Consider the following 22297-nt stretch of genomic DNA (forward strand, 5'->3'; position numbering starts at 1 on the left):
TATCTTCACCTGTCAGGCCCCCTTTGGCTGTCTGCATCCGGACGCAGATTGAAACGGTTTGCGGTGTCATGACCTATATTGCGCAACAAAATTTCGCAAGCGCAGCATTGGTATTGGCCATTGGGTCATATTTCTCTCAGACCCAGCGCCGGGTTTTTTGCGCGTATCGCGCGAAGTCTGCCCGGAACGTGCGGCGCAGTGCTTTTTCTTCGGGAAGGATGAATCGGCGCTCTAGCACCCAGACGAAAATCGGAAGCAATGGCAGTGACAGAACCGCGTCAAAACGCAGGATCAGGCCCAGCAGGATCAGCGCATCCCCAAGATAGATCGGATTGCGCGTGCGCGAGAATATTCCGCTGGTGACCAGGGCCGAGGCCGTCTGATGCGGGATCGGTGTGGTGCGATAGCGGCGCAATTCCATCAGCGCCAGCACCATCAGCAAAATCCCCGCACCCACGCAAAGCCCGCCCAGCAGATCGGTCCAGGCCCCGCCAAGGCTGAACCCGAACGCGGCCCAACGCGCCTGCGCCCAGGCAATCAGGATGAAGCCGACCAGCCAGATCGGTGGGATATCGAGCCATTTCATCTTTCGGCCTCCGGGGTGATTTGCGCGCAATCTGCCACATCTGTCGCCCGGCTTCGCCAAGACGCAACGCCGCAGCACCCCTTGCCCACTGGCGCCGGGCAGGCCATCGTCGCGGCAATCACCGCCGACAGGATCACAGATGACCGATTTCGCCGCCACCAAAGCCCTGTTCCATCTGCCTGAGGGCATGATCTATCTGGATGGCAACTCGCTGGGTCCGCTGCCGATTGCGGCCATCGACCGCATGAACGACGTCATGCGCGGGCAATGGGGCGAGATGCTGATCACCGGCTGGAACAAGGCAGGCTGGATGGCGCAGCCCACGCATCTGGGCGACCGGATCGGTCACTTGATCGGGGCGGAACCCGGCCATGTGGTGGTGGGCGACACGCTGTCGATCAAGGTCTATCAGGCGCTCGCCGCTGCTCTGGAGCTAACCCCTGACCGGCGCGTGGTTCTGTCGGATACCGGCAACTTTCCAACCGATCTTTATATGGCGAGAGGGCTGCTGGACACGCTGGGACGGGGTCATGAGTTGCGATTGGTGCAACCGGACCAGATCGAGGCCGCGCTAAGCGACGAGGTTGCGGTGCTGATGCTGACCGAGGTCGACTTCTGCACCGGCCGTCGTCATGACATGCAGGCCCTGACCACAAAAGCACATGAGCTTGGCATCGTAACTATCTGGGATCTTGCGCATACAGCCGGAGCCGATGCGGTTGATGTCGCAAATATCGGGACGGATTTCGCGGTCGGTTGCACCTATAAATATCTCAATGCAGGCCCCGGCGCACCCGCTTTCATCTACATCGCACCACGTCATGCGCAGAACGCGCTGCCCGCCCTGTCCGGCTGGCTGGGCCATGAGGCGCCCTTTGCCTTTGATCTGGACTATCGCGCCGGGCCGGGCATCGAGCGGATGCGGGTCGGAACCCCGCCGGTTCTGCAGATGGCGGCGCTCGATGCGGCGCTGGACGTTTGGGATCGCGTTGATCTGGCGGATGTCCGGGCCAGATCGGTTGAACTGAGCGAGAGGTTCATTGCCAGGGTCGAAGCGCAATGCCCTGAGTTGCACCTTGCCAGCCCGCGCGATCCCGATCTGCGCGGCAGTCAGGTCTCATTCCGGTTTGCCGAAGGGTATGCGGTGGTTCAGGCGTTGATTGCGCGCGGCGTGATCGGTGATTTCCGCGAGCCTGATATCATGCGCTTTGGTATCGCGCCTCTGTTTCTGGACGAAAATGACATCGACAGGGCAGTTGCGACCCTGTCCGAGATCATGCGCGGCGCCCTGTGGGATCGCGACGATTACAAAATCCGACAACGGGTGACCTAAGCTATTTGGTGATGCCAGTGCCAAGCAGCACGGCCAGCAGCTTCGCCGATCTGCAATAATCCTCGTAAGACCGGGCCGTCATCTTTGCCCCTTTCAGCGAAGACGTGATCAGTGCGGCGGTATCTTCTGCGCTACCCGGCAAAGTCGCAGCACCCTCATCTGCGAGCCGGTTCAACCATCCTACGTAGATCTCGCGCAGCTTTGCCTCGCCCTCATGAACCGCTTCCGACGATGTCGTGGTCCCAGCCTCCAGCAATTCCATACCATGCGCCGAACTGAGCATCGGCTTCACAACAATCTCACTCTGCGCAAGAAAGGCTGCCTCCAGCACGTCTGACACCGCGCCGCCCCGAGACAGCGCCTCGCTAAGCGCGGCGGCGCACATATCGTAACAATATCGCACAAGCGTCTGAAAAATATCATCCTTGTTGCGATACTGCAGATAAACAGCCGCCCGTGACATACCCGCCCCACGCGCGATGTCGTCCATGGACGTCTTGCGATAGCCATAGGTTGCAAAGGCGGTCCAGGCTGCCTCAAGGATCGCTTTCTGCTTGGGATCGATATCCAAATCTTTCATGAATTCAGTCTTTGACATTTTGTGTTGATATTGTCAATTGACACCTTGACATAATTCGCTATTTTTGTCAGGACCCAGCCGATGCGGAGAAACGCGCCATGCCAATATCCCTGACCATCAACGGAACCGCTCATGAGGTCGATTTGCCCGAGGACGTGCCCCTGCTCTGGGTGCTGCGCGATGAGGTCGGGCTGACCGGCACCAAATTCGGCTGCGGGGTCGCTGCCTGCGGCGCCTGCACGGTGCATATCGATGGCGAAGCGGTGCGGTCCTGTCAGGTCGCCCTGTCGGATGTCTGGGGCGATGTCACCACCATCGAAGGCGTCGGCACGCCTGACGCGATGGCCAAGATCCAGCAAGCCTGGGTAGACCATCAGGTCGCGCAATGCGGCTATTGCCAGTCGGGCCAGATCATGCAGGCCGCCGCCTTATTGGCCGAAAACCCCAGCCCCTCGGATGCCGAGATTGATGAGGCGATGCAGGGCAATCTCTGCCGCTGTGGCACCTATCCCCGTATTCGCGCCGCGATCCACACCGCCGCTGGCAAGCTGAAGGAGGCGTGAACCATGGCATCTATTGGAAAAATCCTCCGCCGTACCTTCCTGATCGGGTCAGCAGCCATCGTGGGTGGCGTGGCCTTTGGCGTCTATTACGTCAATCGTCCCGCCCCCAACCCGCTGAAGCCGCAGGAGGGCGAAACCGCGCTGAACCCCTTTGTCCTGATTGATCAGGAGGGCGTCACGCTCTTTGCGCCGCGCGCTGAAATGGGTCAGGGTGTGATGACCACATGGGCGGCCCTGATCGCCGAAGAACTGGATGTGGAACTGGACGATATCCGGGTTTTGCATGGGCCAGCAGCCGCCGCATACTACAACAGCGCCATGCTGGGTGAAGCGCTGCCCAACAAGGGCTATGACATCTCCGATTTCCAGCACAATCTGGCCGAGGCGCTGGGTGTGCTGGGCAAGGTGCTGAGCCTGCAGGTCACCGGTGGATCGACCTCGATGAAGGACGGGTTCGAGCGCATGCGCGAGGCCGGGGCCACGGCGCGCGAGACCCTGAAGCAGGCAGCAGCCGATCAGCTTGGCGTCGACCGCGGCCTGCTGAAGACCGCAAAGGGCGCGGTCATCGCGCCGGATGGCACAACCATTCCCTATACCGAATTGGCCGTGGCTGCCGGTCAGATCGATCCGCCTCATGTTGAGCTGCGCGACCCTTCCGAATGGCGCATTCTGGGCAAGCATCATCCGCGTGTGGACATGGTGGAAAAATCCACCGGCACCGCAGAATATGCCATCGATGTGCGCCCCGAAGGCCTGAAATTCGCCAGCGTGCGGATCAACCCGAAACTTGGTGGCGAGATGAACAGCTTCGATGCCAGCGCCGCCGAATCCATGCCCGGCGTCGAAAAGATCGTCGATCTGGGCAATGGCGTTGCGGTTATCGCCTCCAACACCTGGCTGGCCATGCAGGCGGTCGAGGCCATCGAGGTGGACTGGGGCGAGGCCCCCTACCCGCCGGAAACCGACGCCCTGTTCGACGTGATCGCCGCCAGTTTCGATGGCAAGGCCAATTCCGCTATGCGCGACGATGGCGATGTCAGCGTGATGCCCGAGGGCGCGACCGAGATCACCGCGGCATACAAACTGCCCTATTTGGCCCACGCCACGATGGAGCCAATGAACGCCACCGCGCTCTTCACCGGCAAGACACTCGATATTTGGGCCGGCAATCAGGCCCCCACGATCATCCAGTCAAAAGCAGCCGAAGTAGCCAATCTCGACACCGAGGCGGTCAATGTGCACACCACCTATCTGGGCGGCGGGTTTGGTCGCAAGGGCGAGTTCGACTACACCCAGATCGCCACAAAGGTCGCCATGGCGATGCCCAATGTGCCGGTCCAGACCACGTGGTCGCGCGAAGAAGACATGCGCCATGACTTCTACCGCCCCGGCGCGATGGCCCGGATGCGCGGCGCGGTGAAAGACGGCAAGGCGGTGCTGTATGACGGCCAGATCGCCGCGCAATCGGCGGTCTATCAGGCGATGGGCCGGATCGGCGTACCCTCGGGCGGGCCGGACAAGGTGCTGGTCGAAGGCGCGTTCAACCAGCCTTATGCGATCCCCAACTACCGGGTCCGGGGCTACGTCACTGATCTGCAAGTACCCGTCGGCTTCTGGCGCTCGGTCGGCAACAGCTTCAACGGCTTCTTCCACGACACCTTCCTGGATGAGATGGCCCATGCTGCCGGGCGTGATCCGCTGGAGTTTCGGCTGGAGTTGATGAAATCCGAACATGCACCATCGGCAGGCTGCCTTGAAGCGGTGCGCGAAATGTCGGGCTGGAGCGGTGAGACACCTGACGGTGTCGGGCGCGGCGTCGGCTTCTGCTACAGCTTTGGCACGCCGGTGGCGCAGGTGATCGAGGTGGTTGACGAAGACGGCACGATCCGCATCAACAAGGCCTGGATTGCCTGTGATATGGGTCTAGCGCTTGATCCCAACACGGTCGAGGCGCAGATGGTCGGTGGCATGATCTATGGCCTGTCGGCGGCGGCCTATGGTGAGATCACCTTCGCGGAGGGCGAGGTCGAGCAATATAACTTCCCCGACTATGACGCGATCCGCATGCACACGGCCCCGGTGACCGAGGTGCGGGTGCTGGAAACCAACCGCCATATGGGCGGCGCGGGCGAGCCGGGCACGCCGCCTGCGATGCCGGCGCTTGGCAACGCGCTTTTTGACCTGACCGGTCAGCGCGCACGCACGCTGCCGCTGTCCCATAGCTTCGATCTGCTGATCTGAGCGAAGTTGGACGCACCGCCGGACCTTTGGCGGTGCGTTCGCTTGCGCAAAAGCGGCAAGTGCCCTTCCCCTTCCCGACCCCATTCGCTATTGCAGGCCTGACCCGAATTCGTTGACGCAGGACGCATCCCATGGCGATGGAAAAGACATTCAACGCGGCCGAGGCCGAGGCCCGCATCTATGAGGCTTGGGAACAGGCCGGAGCCTTCAAGGCAGGCGCGAACAAATCACGCGACGAAAGCTTTACCGTCATGATCCCGCCGCCCAACGTGACGGGCGCGCTGCATGTGGGCCATGCCTTCAACAACACGCTGCAGGATATTCTGATCCGCTGGCACCGCATGCGCGGCTTTGACACGCTCTGGCAGCCCGGTCAGGACCATGCAGGCATCGCCACCCAGATGCAGGTGGAAAAAATGCTGATGCTGACCCAGCAACCCGGTCGTCGCGAGTTGGGGCGTGAGAAATTTCTGGAAAAAGTCTGGGAATGGAAGGGCGAATATGGCGGCACGATCATCGAACAGCTGAAACGCCTGGGTGCCTCGTGTGACTGGTCGCGCAACGCCTTCACTATGGCAGGTGCCACGGGAGATCCGCGCACCGGCCATGAGAACTCGGCCAACTTTCACGACGCGGTCATCAAGGTTTTCGTCGATATGTACGAAAAGGGCCTGATTTATCGCGGCAAGCGGCTGGTCAACTGGGACCCGCATTTCGAGACCGCAATCTCGGACCTTGAAGTCGAGAACATCGAAACTCCGGGTCATATGTGGCACTTCAAATACCCGCTGGCGGGGAGCGAGACCTATACCTATGTCGAGAAGGACGAAGATGGGAATATCGTGCTTGAGGAAGAGCGCGACTATATCTCGATCGCCACCACACGGCCCGAAACCATGCTGGGCGACGGCGCGGTGGCCGTTCATCCTTCGGATGAACGGTATGCGCCAATCGTCGGGAAACTCTGTGAAATCCCGGTTGGCCCGAAAGAGCATCGCCGCCAAATTCCGATCATCACCGATGACTACCCCGATCCAGATTTTGGCTCGGGCGCGGTGAAGATCACCGGCGCGCATGACTTCAATGACAACATGCTCGCCAAGCGCGGCGGCATTCCGATGTACCGCCTGATGGACACCAAGGGCGCGATGCGAGCCGATGGCGCGCCCTACGCCGAGGAAGCGGGCAAGGCGCAGGACTACGCACGCGGACGCGCGTTCACCGAGAACGAGATCGACGCGATCAACCTCGTCCCCGATCACCTGCGCGGGCTCGACCGATTCGAGGCGCGCGCAAAGGTCGTCGAAGAGATCACCGCCGACGGTCTGGCCGTCATGACCCGCGCCGATGATCCGGTTCTGGGCACCAAGCTGGGCGAAGATGACGATCCGGCAACGTTCGTCCCGCTGGTCGAGAGCAAGCCGATCATGCAGCCCTTCGGCGACCGCTCGAAAGTTGTCATTGAGCCGATGTTCACCGACCAGTGGTTTGTCGACGCCGAAAAGGTTGTTGGGCCTGCGTTGAACGCGGTCAAGGACGGCACGGTCAGGATCATCCCCGAGTCGGGTGAGAAGACCTATTACCACTGGCTGGAAAACATCGAACCCTGGTGCATCTCGCGCCAGCTCTGGTGGGGGCATCAGATACCGGTCTGGTATGGTCTCGATCTGTCCGCCGAAGACTTCAAGAGCGACGAGGATGAGGGCGCGCTTGATCTGGTCGAACTTGGTCGCCTGCTGAACGAAGGCGGCATGCTGCATCGTGGCAATGTCATGGAATGCGCCGCAAGCCTTGAGGCCGTTACCGAAAAGTTCTTCGATGACAACGCCAATATTCCCAGCCCGCTGAGCCATGCAAGCGTTGTCGAGGTTGCCGACAAGCAGGAAGCGATTCATCAGTTCGCGGAAAGCCTCGCCCAATACGCGGTTGAACAGGACCCGACAAAGCTGGTCTACCCGGTCTGGCGCGACCCCGACGTGCTCGACACGTGGTTCTCTTCCGGCCTCTGGCCCATCGGCACGCTGGGCTGGCCCGAGCAGACCGAGGAGTTGGAACGCTACTTCCCGACGGACGTTCTGGTCACCGGCTTCGACATCCTGTTCTTCTGGGTCGCCCGGATGATGATGATGCAACTGGCCGTGGTCGATCAAATCCCGTTCCACACCGTCTATCTGCACCAGCTCGTCCGCGACGAGAAGGGCAAGAAGATGTCCAAGACCATCGGCAATGTCATCGACCCGCTGGAGATCGTGGACGAATTCGGCGCCGACGCGCTGCGCTTCACCAACGCTTCGATGGCGGCGATTGGCGGCGTGCTGAAACTGTCTCGCGAGCGCATCACCGGCTATCGCAATTTCGGCACCAAGCTTTGGAATGCCGTCCGCTTTGCCGAGATGAACGAGGTCTTTACGGACGCTGTGCCGCAACTGGATGTTGCAGACCTGAAACCCAAAGCCGCCGTGAACCGCTGGATCATCGGCGAAACCTCCCGCGTGCGCGAAGAGGTCGACGCGGCGCTGGAAAGCTACCGCTTCAACGACGCGGCGAACGGGCTTTATGCCTTTGTCTGGGGCAAGGTCTGCGACTGGTATGTGGAACTGTCCAAACCGCTGCTGCAAGGCGACGATGCCGAAGCACAGGCCGAGACCCGCGCCACCATGCGCTGGGTTCTGGATCAGTGCATGGTACTGCTGCACCCAATCATGCCCTTTGTCACCGAAGAGCTGTGGGGCCTGACCGGCACCCGCGCGAAAATGATCGTCCATGCCGACTGGCCCAGCTATGGCACCGAACTGGTCGATCTGGATGCGGATCGTGAGATGAACTGGGTAATTTCGGTGATCGAAAACACTCGCTCAGCCCGAGCGCAGATGCGGGTTCCGGCAGGGCTCTATGTGCCGATGCTGGTGACCGAGATCGACGCGCATGGACAGGCCGCCTGGGAGCGCAATGTGGCGCTGATCAAGCGCCTGGCGCGGATCGACAGCCTGACCAAGGCGGATGAACTGCCCAAGGGTACGATTTCCATCGCCGCCCCCGGCGCGTCCTTTGGCCTGCCGCTGGCGGATATCATCGACATCGGCGCCGAAAAGGAACGGCTGGAGAAAGCCAAGGGCAAGCTGGCCAAGGAGTTGGGTGGATTGCGCGGGCGTCTGAACAATCCGAAATTCGTCGCCTCGGCCCCGGAAGAGGTTGTGGCGGAGGCCAAGGCCAATCTCGCCGCCCGTGAAGAGGAAGAGGCCAAGCTGAACGAGGCGCTGGCCCGTCTGGCTGAAATCGCCTGATCTTCTTCTCGTACCAAATACGGAAGCTCCGAACCCCGCCGCGCTCGCGCCCGGCGGGGTTCTGCGTTAGGCTGCACCCATGACACGGACCACACGAAATCTTGCCGAACGTCAGATCCTCAAGGCCAGGGCCGAGGGTCAGCTTGACGGGCTGCAAGGCGAAGGCCAGCCCCTGCCCGACCGCTCGGGCGAAGCGATGAGTGACCCGGCGCTTGCGGCCGGGCACCGGATCATGGCGCAGGCCGGGGTTCTGCCGGAAGAGTTCGCACTCAAGAAAGAGCTGGATGCCGCGCGGGCGGATTATCCGAACCTGACCGATCCCGACGCGCGCAAAGCGGCGATGGCGCGGATCGCGGAGCTGGAGATGCGCTATAACATGGCCCGCGACGCGCGACACAGCTTCATGCGTTAGCGCCTGACAAAGGCGCGACTGGAAACCGAGATCGCATTTTTCGACGGGTCTTTGGCATTTGCAAACTCATACCCGTCAGCTTTGTGGATCGCCCCGAATTCCAGCCCTCTTTCGCGCGCCTGCACACAGAACGCTGCGACATCGGGCACGTCAAAGACCAGTTTGACGCTCACCTGACCTTCGCGCGTGGCCTTGCCCGCGGGGTGCAGCATCAGGTGAGCGCCCCGCCCTGGTGGGATAAGTTCGACGATCCGATCACCCTCGCGCCGATCCGCGCGATATCCGAAATGGGTCTCGTAAAACGTGATCATCGCGTCCATACGCTTTGTATAAAGCACCAGACGCGACAGCGGCGGAGGCATAGCGACACCCTTATTTGAAGTCGGGCTTGCGACCTTGCATGTTGGAGGTGATGACCTCCATCTGATCGGCCTTGCCGATCAGCGAGAGCTGCTCGGCGGTTTCGGCCAGCAAGACATCCTGACGCCCGGCATGTTCGGCCAGATCGATCAGCCGCTTGGCAGCGCGAATGGCCGAAGGCGATTTCCCGGCGATCTCTTCGGCCAGCGCGCGCGCCGCCGAGAGCGGGTCGTCATGGATTTCGGTCACCAGTCCCCAATCCGCGCCGCGCTCGGCTGAGACGGGGCGGGCGGTATAGACCATCTGGCGCAGCACGTCCGAGCGCATCAGATGCGGCAACAGGACCATGCCGCCCATGTCCGGGATCAGGCCCCATTTCATCTCCATGATCGCCAGTTTCGTGTCCGATGCGGCGATACGGATATCCGCACCCAGCGCCAGTTGCAGCCCGCCGCCATAGACCGCACCCTTGAGCGCAGCGATCACCGGCACGGGGACGCGCCGCCAGACCAGCGCCACTTCCTGCATCTCATTGGCGTCGTGATAGTCGCGCGCATTCAACCAGGCCTCATTATCGCGCCCAGCAGCGGCTGCGAAACTGGCCACATCCAGACCCGCGCAAAAGCTTGGCCCTTCCCCCGACAGCACCACTGCGCGCGCATCCGAGGCGGCGACCTCCTGACCGGCGGCGATGATGGCCTTGACCATGGCGTCATCCAGCGCATTCATCTTGTCGCTACGGGTCAGCGTCACATGGGCTACGTGGTTTTCATATTCGACGGATACGCGCGCCATATCATCCTCCGGTCTGGTGTTCGCTTACTATGATGGGGTTCTGAGGGGCGGTCCATTCTAACGCGGCGGCAGGTCGGCGGCTGGCATGCGCGCGTACCAAGGCGAGGTCAGCGTCATGACATAGAAGGTATCATTGATCTTCTTGGCGCTGGTGGTGATCCCCAGCCGCCCCTCCGGGTCCTGCAGATTGCGCAGGATGTTCCCCTCGCCATCGAACTGGATAACCATGCCGCGACGGATGGGGGCCGGGCGCACCAGAGGTCCCAGTCGCCACAGCACCTTGCGCAGGAACGGGTATGGCATCAGCTTTTCCGAAGGCACGCGCGGGCTGGCAAAGGCCAGCCAATAGGTCCCGTCCCCCTGCGCCTTGAGATTGTCGGGATAACCCGGAAGGTTGTCGAAAAAGATCTCCTGCTGCCCCGCCTTCTCGCCGGTCAGCCAAAGGCGATGCACCCGCGCGCGCCCGGTCTCGGAGATCAGCAGGAAATCCTCCTGCGGCGACAGCGCCACGCCATTGGTATAGACGAACCCCTCCGCGATTTTCTTGACCGTGCCATCCGGGTCGCGCCGGGCGACATATCCGGTGTTGGATTGTTCCCAGATCGCCATGACCGATGTCGGCTTTGTCCCGCCCATTGTCTCGGGATCGAACCGGTCCGTCGAGTTCGAGAAATAGATCGTGCCATCGCGGGCCACATCGAGGTTGTTGGCATAGACCACCGGTTTGCCGTCGATCTCGGAAACCAGACTTTCCAGCGTACCAGGGCCGGACCAGCGCATCAGGCCGCGAAAGCTGTCGGCGATGTAAAGCGCGCCATCGGGCCCACCCCTCAGGCCCAGCGGACGACCGCCAAGCGTGTCGATGCGCACCGGTTCCGGCCCGTCAATGCGAAAAAGATCTCCGGACAGGCTGGTGGTATAGACATGGCCATCGGGTGTGACCGCGACATCTTCGGGACCCAGTTCGCCGTCGGGCAGCGAGATCAGCTCCATCTGGTCCAGCACCCTGTTGACGGCGAAATCGCCCGTGAACCCCGGGGCTCTGGGCGGATCATAGGCAACCGGGTTGACTGGAACAGGCCAGAACAACAGATAGGCGATGGCGATGACCACCAGCGATCCCAAAATGCGCATCACGATCCCTGCCCTTCCGTTGTGGTCAGGCAAGTCTTGGCGCAAGCCCGGGTTCGAGGCAAGGCTTGTTCCCCCGCCTGCGATCCGCTTATCTGCAGCCATGACCTATCCGCGCTATACCCCGCTTGCCCAATCCCTGCCCGCAACCGTTCCCTTTGTCGGGCCGGAAACGCAGGAGCGCGCGCGCGGCGCCGCTTTCGAGGCGCGGATCGGGGCGAATGAGAACGTGTTCGGCCCCTCGCCCAAAGCCATCACGGCGTTGCAGGACAGCGCCATCGGATTATGGATGTATGGCGATCCGGAGAATCACGACCTGAGGCAGGCGCTGGCCGCACATCATGGCGTGAGCCCCGACCATATCGTGGTTGGCGAAGGCATCGACAGCCTGCTGGGCTATCTGGTGCGCCTGATGGTGGGGCCGGGTGATGCGGTGGTGACCTCTGACGGGGCCTATCCCACCTTCAACTACCATGTGGCAGGCTTTGGCGGCGTTCTGCACAAGGTGCCCTATCGCGACGATCACGAAGACCCAGAGGCGTTGTTCACCAAGGCCGCCGAGACGGATGCCAAGCTGGTCTATCTGGCCAATCCCGACAATCCCATGGGCAGCTGGCACTCCGGCAGCCGAATCCTTGCCGCATTGGAGCAGCTGCCCGAAGGCACGCTGCTGGTGCTGGACGAGGCCTATATCGAATGCGCGCCCGAAGGGACCGCGGCAGCGATAGCCGCCGATGATCCACGGGTGATCCGCATGCGCACATTCTCCAAGGCGCACGGGCTGGCGGGTGCGCGTGTCGGTTATGCGATCGGCGCGCCGGAGCTGATCGCGGCTTTCAACAAGGTGCGCAATCATTTTGGCATGAACCGCTCGGCCCAGATCGCGGCCCTTGCGGCCTTGCAGGACAGCGCGTGGCTGAGCCATGTGACGGCCTGGATTGCCGGGTCGCGGGAACGGATCGCAGAGATTGCGCGACAAAACGGGCTGACGCCGCTGTCCTCCGCCGCCAATTTCGTGGCCATAGATTGCGGGCGTGATGCGAAATTTGCAAAGCGCGTGCTTGAAAACCTGATCGCGCTTGGCATTTTTGTGCGTATGCCGTTTTCCGCCCCCCAGAACCGCTGTATCCGCATCAGCTGCGGAACCGACGCTGATCTGGACGCCTTTGCTGCCGCCCTGCCCCGTGCGTTGGAAGGTGCATTGGACCGGGCCGCCAAGGGCTGATATCCTGCGCCAGCAACGGCACAGGAATCCGACAGGATCAGCATGGACGACCACAGGATACCCCGCGCACCGGATTACACTCTGGCCGCCCTGATCATGGCCGGGATCAACCTGACATGGATTTTTATCGTGATCTGGGCAATCTACGGGTTGCTGGCGGTGCTGGCGCTTGCGGCTCTGCTCAATCACGGCATCTCGCGCCTGCGCGCAAGTCGGCGCGCTTAGAGCCCCGCAATCACGCGTGCGGCAGCATCTACCGCTCCGCTGCCATGGGGAATGTCGAGCGCGGTCAGGCCCGCCTCAATCCCGCCGAGCAATCCCAGGATCATATGCCCGTTCACATGGCCCATATGGCCCAGCCGGAAATTACCGTCCCATTCTGGCGTCCGGTATTCGGCCAGCCCCAGCCCGATGCCAATGGTCAGGCCGAGATTCTGCTCGACCCAGTGCCGCAGGCGGGTGCCATCTGCCCCGTCCAGATGCAACGCAGTCACCGCATGCGAGCGCTGCGCGGGATCGGATATGTTGAACCTAAGCGCGCCTGCACTGCCCCAGACGTCGCAGGCCGCCCAGATTGCCTGTGCGAGAACCGCATGACGCCGCCAGACATTTTCCATCCCCTCGGCATGGATCAGGTCCAGCGCGGCGCGTAGACCAAAAAGATGCTGTGTCGGCGGCGTGCCTCCGAAATACTGATAGAACAGGGGCGGATCGACCCGCGTGGTCCAGTCCCAGTAGCGCGAGACCCGCTCCATGCCGCTGCGAACCGAGGCCGCCTTGTCGTTGAAGAAGACAAACCCGACACCGGCAGGCACCATCAGCCCCTTCTGGCAGGCGGCCACCGTGATATCGACACCCCAGGCGTCCATCTCGAACCGGTCGCAGCCCAGCGAGGCAATGCAATCGGCCATCAGAAGCGCCGGATGCCCGGCCTCGTCCAGCGCCCGGCGCAGCGCCGGGATGTCATTTCGCACGGAACTGGAGGTATCCACATGCACCGCAAGCACGGCCTTGATGCGATGCGTCTTGTCTGCGCGCAGCGCCTCGGCCACCTGCTCCGGGTCCCAGCCCGATCGGGTTCCGAAGTCGAGCATCTTGACCTCGGCCCCGAGCCCGCGCGCCATCTCAGCCCAGCCTTGGCCGAATGCGCCGGTCGCGACGCTCAGAACCCGGTCGCCGGGCGCGATGACATTGGCAAGCGCCGCCTCCCAGACGCCGTGACCATTTGCAATATAAATGGCCAGATCCCCGTCGCTGCGCGCCACCCGCAACAGATCCGGGATCAGCGCATGGGTCAGGTCGACCAACTCGCCTTCGTAGATATTGGGTGAGGCCCGGTGCATCGCGCGCAGCACCGCATCGGGCATCACCGAGGGGCCGGGAATGGCCAGATAACTGCGCCCATGGGACAGGCTGAATCCGTCGATCATGCTGAAACCTCTGGTGTTTTTTGTACACACTAGGGGGCCGTGATGCTGCGTCAATGCCCGAGCTGCAACCCCAACAGCTTGCAACGTGCCCCCCACCTGCTTAAATGGGCGCGTCATGACCAATCATATGTCATTCTCCGACCCTTTCCCTCACAAGGCCCTTTTATGAGCAAACCAATCTATACCGCCCGCGAACTCATTGCGTGGGTCTGGACAGACTATCTGCGGCGGTATCGCTGGGTATTGTTGGTTGCCTCGTTCTTCATGATTCTCGAAGGCAGCATGGTCGGCGCGCTCAGCTACATGATGCAGCCCATGTTCGACAACGTCTTCGTTCAGGGCAACCAAGACGCGCTGGTCTGGGTCAGTGTGGTGTTCTTTCTGATCTTCACGACACGCGGTCTGGCCGGTGTCGCCCAGAAGGTTCTGCTGGCCCGCGTGTCACAGAAGATGGCCGCGAATTTGCGTATCGACATGCTGGCGCAGATGGTAAGGCAGGACACGTCCTTTCACCAGGTCCATCCCCCCGGCTACCTTATCCAGCGCGTTCAGACCGATGTCGGGTCCGTCAATGCCGTCTGGCAGATGATCATCACCGGTATGGGCAAGAACGTTGTCTCGCTTGTGGTGCTGCTAGGCGTTGCGATGAATGTGGACGTGGTCTGGACCGCGATCATGCTGGTGGGCATCCCGCTGATGTTCCTGCCTATCGGTGCAGCGCAGCGCTATGTCAGGAAACAGGCCTCGAAGGTGCGCGACCTTGGCGCATCGCTTGCGGTGCGACTGGACGAGACCTTTCACGGGATCACGCCGGTCAAGCTGAACAGCCTGGAAGAGTATCAGGTCAGCCGCTTTGCCCAAGGCAACGAAAAGTTCGTCCGCGCCGGCATCAAATCGACAATTGGAACGGCCTCTATCACCGCCCTTATCGACGTCATGGCCGGTGTCGGTTTTATGGGCGTTCTGCTTTATGGCGGGGCCGAGATCATCAACGGGGACAAGACCGTTGGTCAGTTCATGAGCTTTTTCACCGCGATTGGTCTGGCTTTTGACCCGGCCCGGCGCATCGCGGCGATGAGCGGCAAATGGCAGGCCGCTGCCGCCGCCCTGGAGCGTGTGAAGCAGTTGATGGATGCGCCGGTCAAACTGCTGCCGCCCGACAAGCCCAAGCCTGCCCCCAAGGGCCGCCCGGGCGTAGAGCTGAAAGATGTTTCGCTCAGCTATGGCGACGCGCAGGTGCTGCGCGATCTGTCACTGGTGGCCGAGTCGGGCAAGACCACGGCGCTGGTGGGGGCGTCGGGGGCCGGGAAATCCACCGTTTTCAATGTTTTGACCCGTCTTGTTGATCCCGCGCAAGGCGAGGTGACTGTTGGCGGTGTGCCGGTCAACGCGTTGAGCTTTCCCGATCTGCGCGGGCTGTTCGCCGTGGTGACGCAGGATGCGCTGCTATTTGACGAATCCGTGCGCGAGAACATTCTGCTGGGCCGGACCGATGTATCCGAGGAAGACCTGCAGAAAGTGCTGGAGGCCGCGCATGTCGCGGATTTCATTCCCAAGCTGGCCAATGGTCTGGACACGCAGGTCGGCCCGCGCGGCTCGGCCTTGTCCGGTGGCCAGCGCCAGCGGGTTGTCATTGCGCGCGCGCTGTTACGCGACACGCCGATCCTGCTGCTGGACGAAGCGACCAGTGCGCTGGATGCGCAATCGGAAAAAGTGGTGCAGGCAGCGCTGGACCGTCTATCGGGCGGGCGCACGACCATTGTGATCGCCCACCGGCTTTCGACCATTCGCAACGCCGACAAGATCTTGGTGATGGATCGCGGTCGCGTCGTGGATCAGGGCACGCATGACGAGATGCTGGCGCGCGGCGGCATATATGCCGATCTCTACCGGCTGCAGTTCCAGGACGGGTTGACGGTCGTGGATCAGGCAGGCGTCGACGCATTGACCCCGAAAGCCCCGCATCTGGGCGCCCCCAAGGAAACCTGGTTCCGGCGCATGGTGAACAAACTGGCGAGCTGAGGTGCCCTCAGCCCAGCGCGGCGGCGTCGCGGGCCAGCGCCTCGATACCGGCCCAGTCACCGGCCTGAACCTTGTCTTTCGGGGCCACCCAACTGCCCCCGGCACAGACCACATTGGACAGTGACAGGTAGCTTTGCGCGTTGGAGGGCGAAACGCCCCCGGTGGGGCAGAACGAGATCTGCGGCAGCGGCGCGCCGATGGCTTTCAGAGCAGGTGCGCCGCCCGACGCCTCGGCCGGGAAAAACTTGAGCATGTCATAGCCCGCCTCCAGCAGGCGCATAGCCTCGCTGGCGGTGGCGGCCCCCGGCAGCAGCGGCAGATCCTCAGCCTCGCAAGCCGCGATCAAAGCATCCGTCGCACCGGGAGAGACACCGAACTGCGCCCCCGCGGCCTTTGCAGCGTGCACGTCATCCGGCGTCATCAAAGTGCCTGCCCCAACCACGCCGCCCGGCACTTGTGACATGGCGTGGATCACATCCAGTGCAGCAGGGGTGCGTAGGGTCACCTCAAGCGCGGGCAAGCCCCCCGACACCAGTGCCTGCGCCAGCGGCGTTGCATGTGCCACGTCATCGACCACCAGAACCGGAACGATGGGTGCGAGTGCGCAGATTTCACGAGCGCGGGTGGATTTCGATACCATCAGAAGTCTCCAAATACGGTTGCGCCGGCATCGGCACGGCTCACATTGCGGCGGAACAGGGCGAACATCTCACGCCCGGTGCCGAATTCGTTTCCACTCAGGTCGGCCTGTACCGGATCACGGTCCAGCACCCCCTCGGTCAGGATCTCAAGATCACCCGAGACCGCATCCACCCGGATAAGATCGCCGTCCTGCAATTGGGAGATTGGGCCACCATCCAGCGCCTCGGGACAGACATGGATCGCGGCGGGCACCTTGCCCGAGGCCCCGGACATCCGGCCATCGGTGACCAGTGCCACCTTCTGCCCCCGACCCTGCAGGATCGATAGTACCGGCGTCAGCGAATGCAGTTCTGGCATGCCATTGGCCCTTGGCCCCTGGAAGCGCACAACGACGACCACGTCGCCAGTGAACTCTCCGGCCTTGAACGCCGCTTTCACCTCTTCCTGATCGTTGAAGATACGCGCGGGCGCTTCGACGATGCGATGTTCGGGCGCAACCGCCGAGACTTTCATGACCCCGGTGCCGAGCGACCCGGTCAGCCGCGACAGACCGCCAGTGCCCTGAAACGGGTCTGCTGCGGGGCGCAGGATCTTTTCGTTCAGCGACGTGCCTGCACCATCCTGCCAGACCAGCGCGCCATCGATCAGCTTGGGCTCGCGGGTATATTCAGCCAGCCCCTGCCCCGCCACGGTGGTGGTGTCGGGATGCAGCAGGCCTTCGTCCATCAAGGTATGAATGGTGTAGCCCAACCCACCAGCGGCGTGGAAATGGTTCACATCCGCCAACCCGTTGGGATAGACCCGCGCGACCAGCGGCACGACTTCGGAAATCTCGGAAAAGTCCTGCCAATCCAGATGGATACCACCTGCGCGCGCCATCGCCAGCAGATGGATGAGCAGATTGGTGGACCCGCCTGTGGCCATCAGCCCGACGATGCCGTTCACATAAGCCTTCTCATCCAGAACCTTGCAGGCAGGTGTGTAATTGTTGCCCAGCGCGCTTAGCGACAGGGCGCGTTTCGCGCCCTCCTCAGTCAGCGCGTCGCGCAGGGGCGTGTTGGGGTTCACAAAGCTGGCACCGGGCAGGTGCAACCCCATGAACTCCATCAGCATCTGGTTTGTATTCGCCGTGCCGTAGAAGGTGCAGGTGCCCGGCCCGTGATAGGCGGCCATCTCGGCGGCCATCAGCGCGTCGCGCCCGACCTCTCCGGTGGCGAATTGCTGGCGCACCTTGGCCTTTTCGTCATTGGGCAAGCCGCTGGTCATCGGACCGGCGGGCAGGAACACGGCAGGCAAATGACCAAAGCTTTGCGCCGCGATGACAAGCCCCGGAACGATCTTGTCGCAGACCCCCAGAAACACGGCCGCATCAAAGGTGTTGTGGCTGAGCGCCACGCCGGTCGCCATCGCAATCGCATCACGCGAAAACAGCGATAGTTCCATCCCCGCCTCGCCCTGCGTGACACCATCGCACATGGCCGGAACCCCGCCCGCCACCTGCGCCGTGCCGCCCGCGTCACGGGCAGCCGACCGGATCAGATCGGGGAAGCGTTCAAATGGCTGATGCGCCGAGAGCATGTCGTTATAGGTGGTCACAATCCCCAGATTGCCCGCCGAGCCGGTGGCCAGCGCCTGCTGGTCCGATCCCGCCCCGGCATAGGCATGCGCCTGCCCGCTACAGCTGAGATGGGCGCGCGCCGGACCTTTGCTGGCGGCCTGATCCATCCGGTCCAGATAGCGGTCGCGCGAAGGGGCGCTGCGCTCGATGATGCGCCGGGTCACATCGTCAATGGTGCGGTGCACGTCCATGTCACCCTCCTATATGGCGCCAGCGGCGGTCGTCACGATGCATCAGCATAAGCGCTTCTTCGGGGCCGGAACTGCCCGGATCATAAGCTGCTGGCCGATCGCCGCTTTCTTCCCAGTTTCGGATGATGGGATCAACCCAGGCCCAGGCCGCCTCGACCTCATCGCCGCGCATGAACAGCGTCTGATCGCCGCGGATCACATCCATCACCAACCGCTCATAGGCGTCCTGCTGACGCATATCCGCGCCCAGCGCCTCGGCAAAGCTCATATCCAGCGACACCTCGGACAGGCGCAATCCGCCCGGTCCGGGGTCCTTGATCGTGGTGCGCAGGGTGATCCCCTCATCCGGTTGCAGGCGGATTACCAGAACGTTGCCGCGCAACCGACCCACATTGGGGAAGATCGTATGGGGCGGGTCCCGGAACACCACAGCGATCTCGGATTCCCGCGCCCGCAGCCGCTTGCCCGTGCGTAGATAAAACGGCGTGCCGGACCAGCGCCAATTGGCGACGCTGACCTTCATAGCGATGAAGCTTTCGGTATTGCTGGCGGGATTGCCGACGTGGTCGCGATAGCTGTCGCCGCCCGTGTCGGCCCGGTACTGGCCACGCGCGATATCGGCGGAGTCAACCGGTTCCAGCGCTTCGATCACCTTGACCTTTTCGTCACGCACCGCGTTGGGCGTGAATTTCGAGGGTGGCTCCATCGCGGTCAGGCACAAGAGCTGCACCAGATGGTTCTGCACCATATCCCGCATCGCGCCGGACTGATCATAATAGGCCCCGCGCCCGTCGATACCGATGCTTTCGGCCACCGTGATCTGCACATGGTCCACATGGGTGGCATTCCAGAGCGGCTCGAACAGCGAGTTGGCAAAGCGCAGCGCCATCAGGTTCTGCACCGTTTCCTTGCCCAGATAATGGTCGATCCGGTAAATCTGATGCTCTTCGAAACAGGCCCGCAGCCCTTCGTTCAGGGCACGGGCCGAGGCCAGATCGCGGCCAAAGGGTTTTTCAACGACGATCCGGCTGTCCGGCGTGGCCAGACCGCAATCGTGCAGGCGCCCAGCGATATCGGCAAAAAGCGAGGGGCCGACCGAGAGGTAGAAGGCCCGCACCACATCCGGCCTGAGTGTCTGCGCCAATTCCTGCCAACCCTGTTCGGAGGAGACATCGACCGTCACATAATCCAGACGCTCAAGGAACGCCGCCAATGTCTTGGCGCGAGTCGGGCTGTCGGGCGTGAACTGCTCGATGGCGTCTTTGGTGGCCTGACGAAACGCCTCTGCATCCATCTCGGTCCGGGCGGAACCGATGATGCGCGCTTCGGGCGGCATCTGACCGACCTCGAAGCGGTGAAACAGACCCGGCAAGATCTTGCGTTTCGCCAGATCACCGGTCGCACCGAACAGGACGAGGTCAAAGGGGTCCACGGGGATGACACGCGACACCATGGCTTGGCTCCGGTTCTGGCCTGCAGGCGGGTTGCTACCCGCCGCATAGCGGTCACTGTTAGCGATAACATTCACCGGCTTAATTGCCGATCTGAACCCGAATTGCAAGAGTGAACTCACTCAAACGGTCCAAAGCCCCGTCTCGCCGCCGGTTATCGGTTCTGCCGAAACCATTCCATCACCGCCGGGCGCACGCTTTGTTCCCCTCGATGGCGGGCATCGAGGATGACCTTGCGCAGATCATCAAGGTTTGTCCGCAACAGCAGGCTTTTGACCGGTCCGATAGAGGCCGGGCGCATGGACAGCGTCCGCATCCCCATCGCGGCCAGGCACACCGCCTCGACCGGGCGGCCCGCATCCTCGCCACAGAAACTCAACGACGTGCCCGATATGGCACAGCGTTCCACGATCCGTTCGATCAGGCTGAGGAAGCTCACGTTCAGTGTGTCATAGCGGCGGCGCACGCGCTCGTTCTCGCGGTCGGCGGCAAAGAAGAACTGCTTCAAATCGTTGCCGCCGATGGACAGGAACCCGACCTCGTCAAAGAATTTCTGCGGCGCGAAGGCAAGCGAGGGGGTTTCCAGCATCGCCCCCACCTCCAGCGTTTCGGGCAGCACATGGCCCAGCCGCTCCTCCAGAGCGATGGTCTTGTCGACCTCGGCGCGGGCCGTGCGGTATTCGTCAGCCTGCGCGACAAAGGGGAACATAATGGTCAGCGGCCGCCCGTTTGCGGCCCGGATCAGGGCCTGCAACTGCATCCGCATGATGCCCGGCTTGTCCAACCCAACCCGGATCGCGCGCCAGCCCAGCGCGGGGTTCGGTTCATCCGTGGGTTTCATATAAGGCAGAACCTTGTCGGAGCCGATATCGAGCGTGCGGAACACCACACGCTTGCCGCTCGCCGCGTCCAGCACCCGGCTGTAAAGCGCCACAAGTTCCGAGCGTCTGGGCATCTGGTTGCGCACCAGAAACTGCAATTCGGTCCGGAACAGCCCGACCCCTTCGGCCCCGGAACTGGGCAGTGAGGGCAGGTCCGCCATCAACCCGGCATTCATCACCAGGCTGATCTGCTTGCCATCAACGGTGATCGCAGGCTTATCCCGGATCGAGGCATAGCGTTCCTGCGCTTCGGCCTGCATCGCGATCTTGTCGCGGAAGGCGGTCACCACGGTGTCATCCGGGCGCAGATGCACGATGCCCTGATCGCCATCGACCATGATGTGATCGCCGTTCAGCGCCTCGGTCGTGATGCGCTTGGCGTGAACCACCAGCGGAATGGCCAGCGCGCGTGCGACGATGGTGGCGTGACTGCCGACCGACCCTTCCTCCAGCACGATCCCGCGCAGGGACCGTCCATATTCCAGCAACTCGCCAGGCCCGATATTGCGCGCGATCAGAATCGGATCGGGCGGCAGATCGACGCCGGTCTCTTTGCCCTGCCCGGTCAGAATCCGCAGCAACCGGTTGCTGAGATCATCCAGATCCGCCAGCCGTTCGCGCAGATAGGCGTCCGACACCTGCTCCATCCGGGCGCGCGCCTGGGATTGTTCCTTTTCAACGGCAGCCTCAGCACTCAACCCCCGCGCGATATCCTCCTCCATCCGGCGCATCCAGCCTTTGGAATTAGCAAACATCCGATAGGCTTCGAGAACCTGCAACTGCTCCTTGTCACCGTTCTGCGACATCTCAAGCATCTTGTTGACGCCGACCCGCAGCTCTTCGACCGCTTCTTTGAGACGGGCATGCTCGGCATGAGGGTCATCCGCGATTGGATTGGTGATGACAACACGCGGCTCGTGCAGCCACACATGCCCTTCGGCAGTGCCTTCCTGACCCGTGCCGCCACGCAAAAGCACCGATTGCTGGTGCAAGGGCGACAGGGCCGCGCCCTCGCCGACAAAGGCACCAAGCTCGGTCATCTCGGCCAGAACCATGGCCACCACTTCCAGCGCATAGACCTCATCGGCGAGGTATTCACGCGTGTCGCGGGACTGCACGACCAGCACGCCCAGCTTCTCTCCAAGCCGCTGGATCGGGATGCCGAGGAAAGAGGAAAACCGCTCTTCGCCGGTTTCTGGCATGAAGCGGAAGCCCTTGGCCGCAGGCGCATCGGGCGTGTTCACAACCTTGCCATAGCGGGCAACCCGGCCAACCAGCCCCTCGCCCATCCGCATCCGGGTCTGGTGCACGGCCTCCGCTTTCAAGCCTTCGGTTGCGCAAAGCTCCAGCGTATCCTCATCCCGGAACAGGTAGATGGAACAGACCTCTGTGCCCATGCTGTTGGCAATCAGATGGGTGATTTTGTCCAGACGTTCCTGACCAGCGGAATCGCTGGCCATGGCCTCGCGCAGACGCCCGAGGAGTTTTCTGGATCCGCTTTCCGTACTATCTGCCATGGGCCCCGTTCAATCTGATTTGACCGGCGGCCTTA

Annotated in this window: 18 protein-coding genes; 8 read left to right on the top strand and 10 right to left on the bottom strand. The window is 62.3% G+C overall.

Annotated elements, in window-relative coordinates; all coding sequences use genetic code 11:
• Nucleotides 1-136 precede the first annotated feature (136 nt).
• Nucleotides 137-586: a methyltransferase family protein gene (locus tag Q5Y75_RS25155; RefSeq protein ID WP_306202722.1), complete on the bottom strand. Its 450-nt coding sequence runs from the start codon at nt 584-586 to the stop codon at nt 137-139.
• A gap of 139 nt (nt 587-725) precedes the next feature.
• Between Q5Y75_RS25155 and kynU the strand changes: the two genes are divergently transcribed.
• Complete coding sequence (kynU, locus tag Q5Y75_RS25160; protein WP_306202724.1) at nt 726-1919, top strand: kynureninase; 1194 nt, start codon at nt 726-728, stop codon at nt 1917-1919.
• Between the two features lies 1 nt (nt 1920).
• On the opposite strand, the gene Q5Y75_RS25165 is transcribed toward kynU, so the two are convergent.
• Nucleotides 1921-2499 carry a TetR/AcrR family transcriptional regulator gene (locus Q5Y75_RS25165; protein WP_306202726.1) on the bottom strand — a complete coding sequence of 193 codons (579 nt, stop codon included), beginning with the start codon at nt 2497-2499 and terminating at the stop codon, nt 1921-1923.
• 98 nt (nt 2500-2597) lie between these two features.
• Between Q5Y75_RS25165 and Q5Y75_RS25170 the strand changes: the two genes are divergently transcribed.
• The 4 genes from Q5Y75_RS25170 to Q5Y75_RS25185 all read left to right on the top strand — a co-directional run bounded on the left by Q5Y75_RS25170 (nt 2598) and on the right by Q5Y75_RS25185 (nt 8999).
• On the top strand, nt 2598-3062 hold the full coding sequence (locus Q5Y75_RS25170; protein WP_306202729.1) for a (2Fe-2S)-binding protein: 465 nt from the start codon (nt 2598-2600) through the stop codon (nt 3060-3062).
• Between the two features lie 3 nt (nt 3063-3065).
• Nucleotides 3066-5303, top strand: a complete 2238-nt coding sequence (locus Q5Y75_RS25175) for a xanthine dehydrogenase family protein molybdopterin-binding subunit (protein ID WP_306202731.1) — start codon at nt 3066-3068, stop codon at nt 5301-5303.
• Nucleotides 5304-5434: 131 nt separating this feature from the next.
• Nucleotides 5435-8587 (top strand): valine--tRNA ligase, encoded by a 3153-nt coding sequence (locus Q5Y75_RS25180; RefSeq protein WP_306202733.1) that lies wholly within the window; start codon nt 5435-5437, stop codon nt 8585-8587.
• 79 nt (nt 8588-8666) lie between these two features.
• Nucleotides 8667-8999, top strand: a complete 333-nt coding sequence (locus Q5Y75_RS25185) for a DnaJ family domain-containing protein (RefSeq protein WP_306202735.1) — start codon at nt 8667-8669, stop codon at nt 8997-8999.
• On the opposite strand, the gene Q5Y75_RS25190 is transcribed toward Q5Y75_RS25185, so the two are convergent.
• The 3 genes from Q5Y75_RS25190 to Q5Y75_RS25200 are packed head-to-tail and all read right to left on the bottom strand — an operon-like array spanning nt 8996 to nt 11390.
• Nucleotides 8996-9361, bottom strand: a complete 366-nt coding sequence (locus Q5Y75_RS25190) for a VOC family protein (RefSeq protein WP_306202738.1) — start codon at nt 9359-9361, stop codon at nt 8996-8998. The two genes, Q5Y75_RS25185 and Q5Y75_RS25190, sit on opposite strands and share 4 nt — an antisense overlap.
• A 10-nt stretch (nt 9362-9371) precedes the next feature.
• On the bottom strand, nt 9372-10154 hold the full coding sequence (locus tag Q5Y75_RS25195) for a crotonase/enoyl-CoA hydratase family protein (protein ID WP_306202739.1): 783 nt from the start codon (nt 10152-10154) through the stop codon (nt 9372-9374).
• A gap of 57 nt (nt 10155-10211) precedes the next feature.
• Nucleotides 10212-11390, bottom strand: coding sequence for an SMP-30/gluconolactonase/LRE family protein (locus Q5Y75_RS25200; RefSeq protein WP_306202741.1), 1179 nt, complete (start codon nt 11388-11390; stop codon nt 10212-10214).
• Here Q5Y75_RS25200 and Q5Y75_RS25205 point away from each other — a divergent pair.
• On the top strand, nt 11389-12510 hold the full coding sequence (locus tag Q5Y75_RS25205; RefSeq protein ID WP_306202743.1) for a pyridoxal phosphate-dependent aminotransferase: 1122 nt from the start codon (nt 11389-11391) through the stop codon (nt 12508-12510). The genes Q5Y75_RS25200 and Q5Y75_RS25205 overlap by 2 nt on opposite strands.
• Before the next feature lie 42 nt (nt 12511-12552).
• Nucleotides 12553-12735, top strand: coding sequence for a hypothetical protein (locus Q5Y75_RS25210; RefSeq protein ID WP_306202745.1), 183 nt, complete (start codon nt 12553-12555; stop codon nt 12733-12735).
• Here the strand turns inward: Q5Y75_RS25210 and Q5Y75_RS25215 are convergent.
• Nucleotides 12732-13940, bottom strand: a complete 1209-nt coding sequence (locus Q5Y75_RS25215) for a pyridoxal-phosphate-dependent aminotransferase family protein (protein ID WP_306202747.1) — start codon at nt 13938-13940, stop codon at nt 12732-12734. The genes Q5Y75_RS25210 and Q5Y75_RS25215 overlap by 4 nt on opposite strands.
• Before the next feature lie 165 nt (nt 13941-14105).
• Here Q5Y75_RS25215 and Q5Y75_RS25220 point away from each other — a divergent pair, with 165 nt between their 5' ends.
• Complete coding sequence (locus tag Q5Y75_RS25220; protein WP_306202750.1) at nt 14106-15962, top strand: ABC transporter ATP-binding protein; 1857 nt, start codon at nt 14106-14108, stop codon at nt 15960-15962.
• Nucleotides 15963-15969: 7 nt separating this feature from the next.
• Here the strand turns inward: Q5Y75_RS25220 and Q5Y75_RS25225 are convergent, their stop codons facing one another.
• The 4 genes from Q5Y75_RS25225 to ptsP form a co-directional block, all read right to left on the bottom strand.
• Complete coding sequence (locus Q5Y75_RS25225) at nt 15970-16602, bottom strand: bifunctional 4-hydroxy-2-oxoglutarate aldolase/2-dehydro-3-deoxy-phosphogluconate aldolase (protein ID WP_306202752.1); 633 nt, start codon at nt 16600-16602, stop codon at nt 15970-15972.
• Nucleotides 16602-18413, bottom strand: a complete 1812-nt coding sequence (gene edd, locus Q5Y75_RS25230; protein ID WP_306202754.1) for a phosphogluconate dehydratase — start codon at nt 18411-18413, stop codon at nt 16602-16604. Before edd ends, Q5Y75_RS25225 begins: the two co-directional genes overlap by 1 nt.
• Nucleotide 18414: 1 nt before the next feature.
• On the bottom strand, nt 18415-19866 hold the full coding sequence (gene zwf / locus Q5Y75_RS25235; RefSeq protein ID WP_306202756.1) for a glucose-6-phosphate dehydrogenase: 1452 nt from the start codon (nt 19864-19866) through the stop codon (nt 18415-18417).
• A 152-nt stretch (nt 19867-20018) separates the two neighbouring features.
• Complete coding sequence (ptsP, locus tag Q5Y75_RS25240) at nt 20019-22262, bottom strand: phosphoenolpyruvate--protein phosphotransferase (RefSeq protein WP_306202758.1); 2244 nt, start codon at nt 22260-22262, stop codon at nt 20019-20021.
• Nucleotides 22263-22297: the final 35 nt, after the last annotated feature.

It is taken from the genome of Ruegeria discodermiae (assembly GCF_030758345.1).
GTDB lineage: Bacteria > Pseudomonadota > Alphaproteobacteria > Rhodobacterales > Rhodobacteraceae > Ruegeria_C.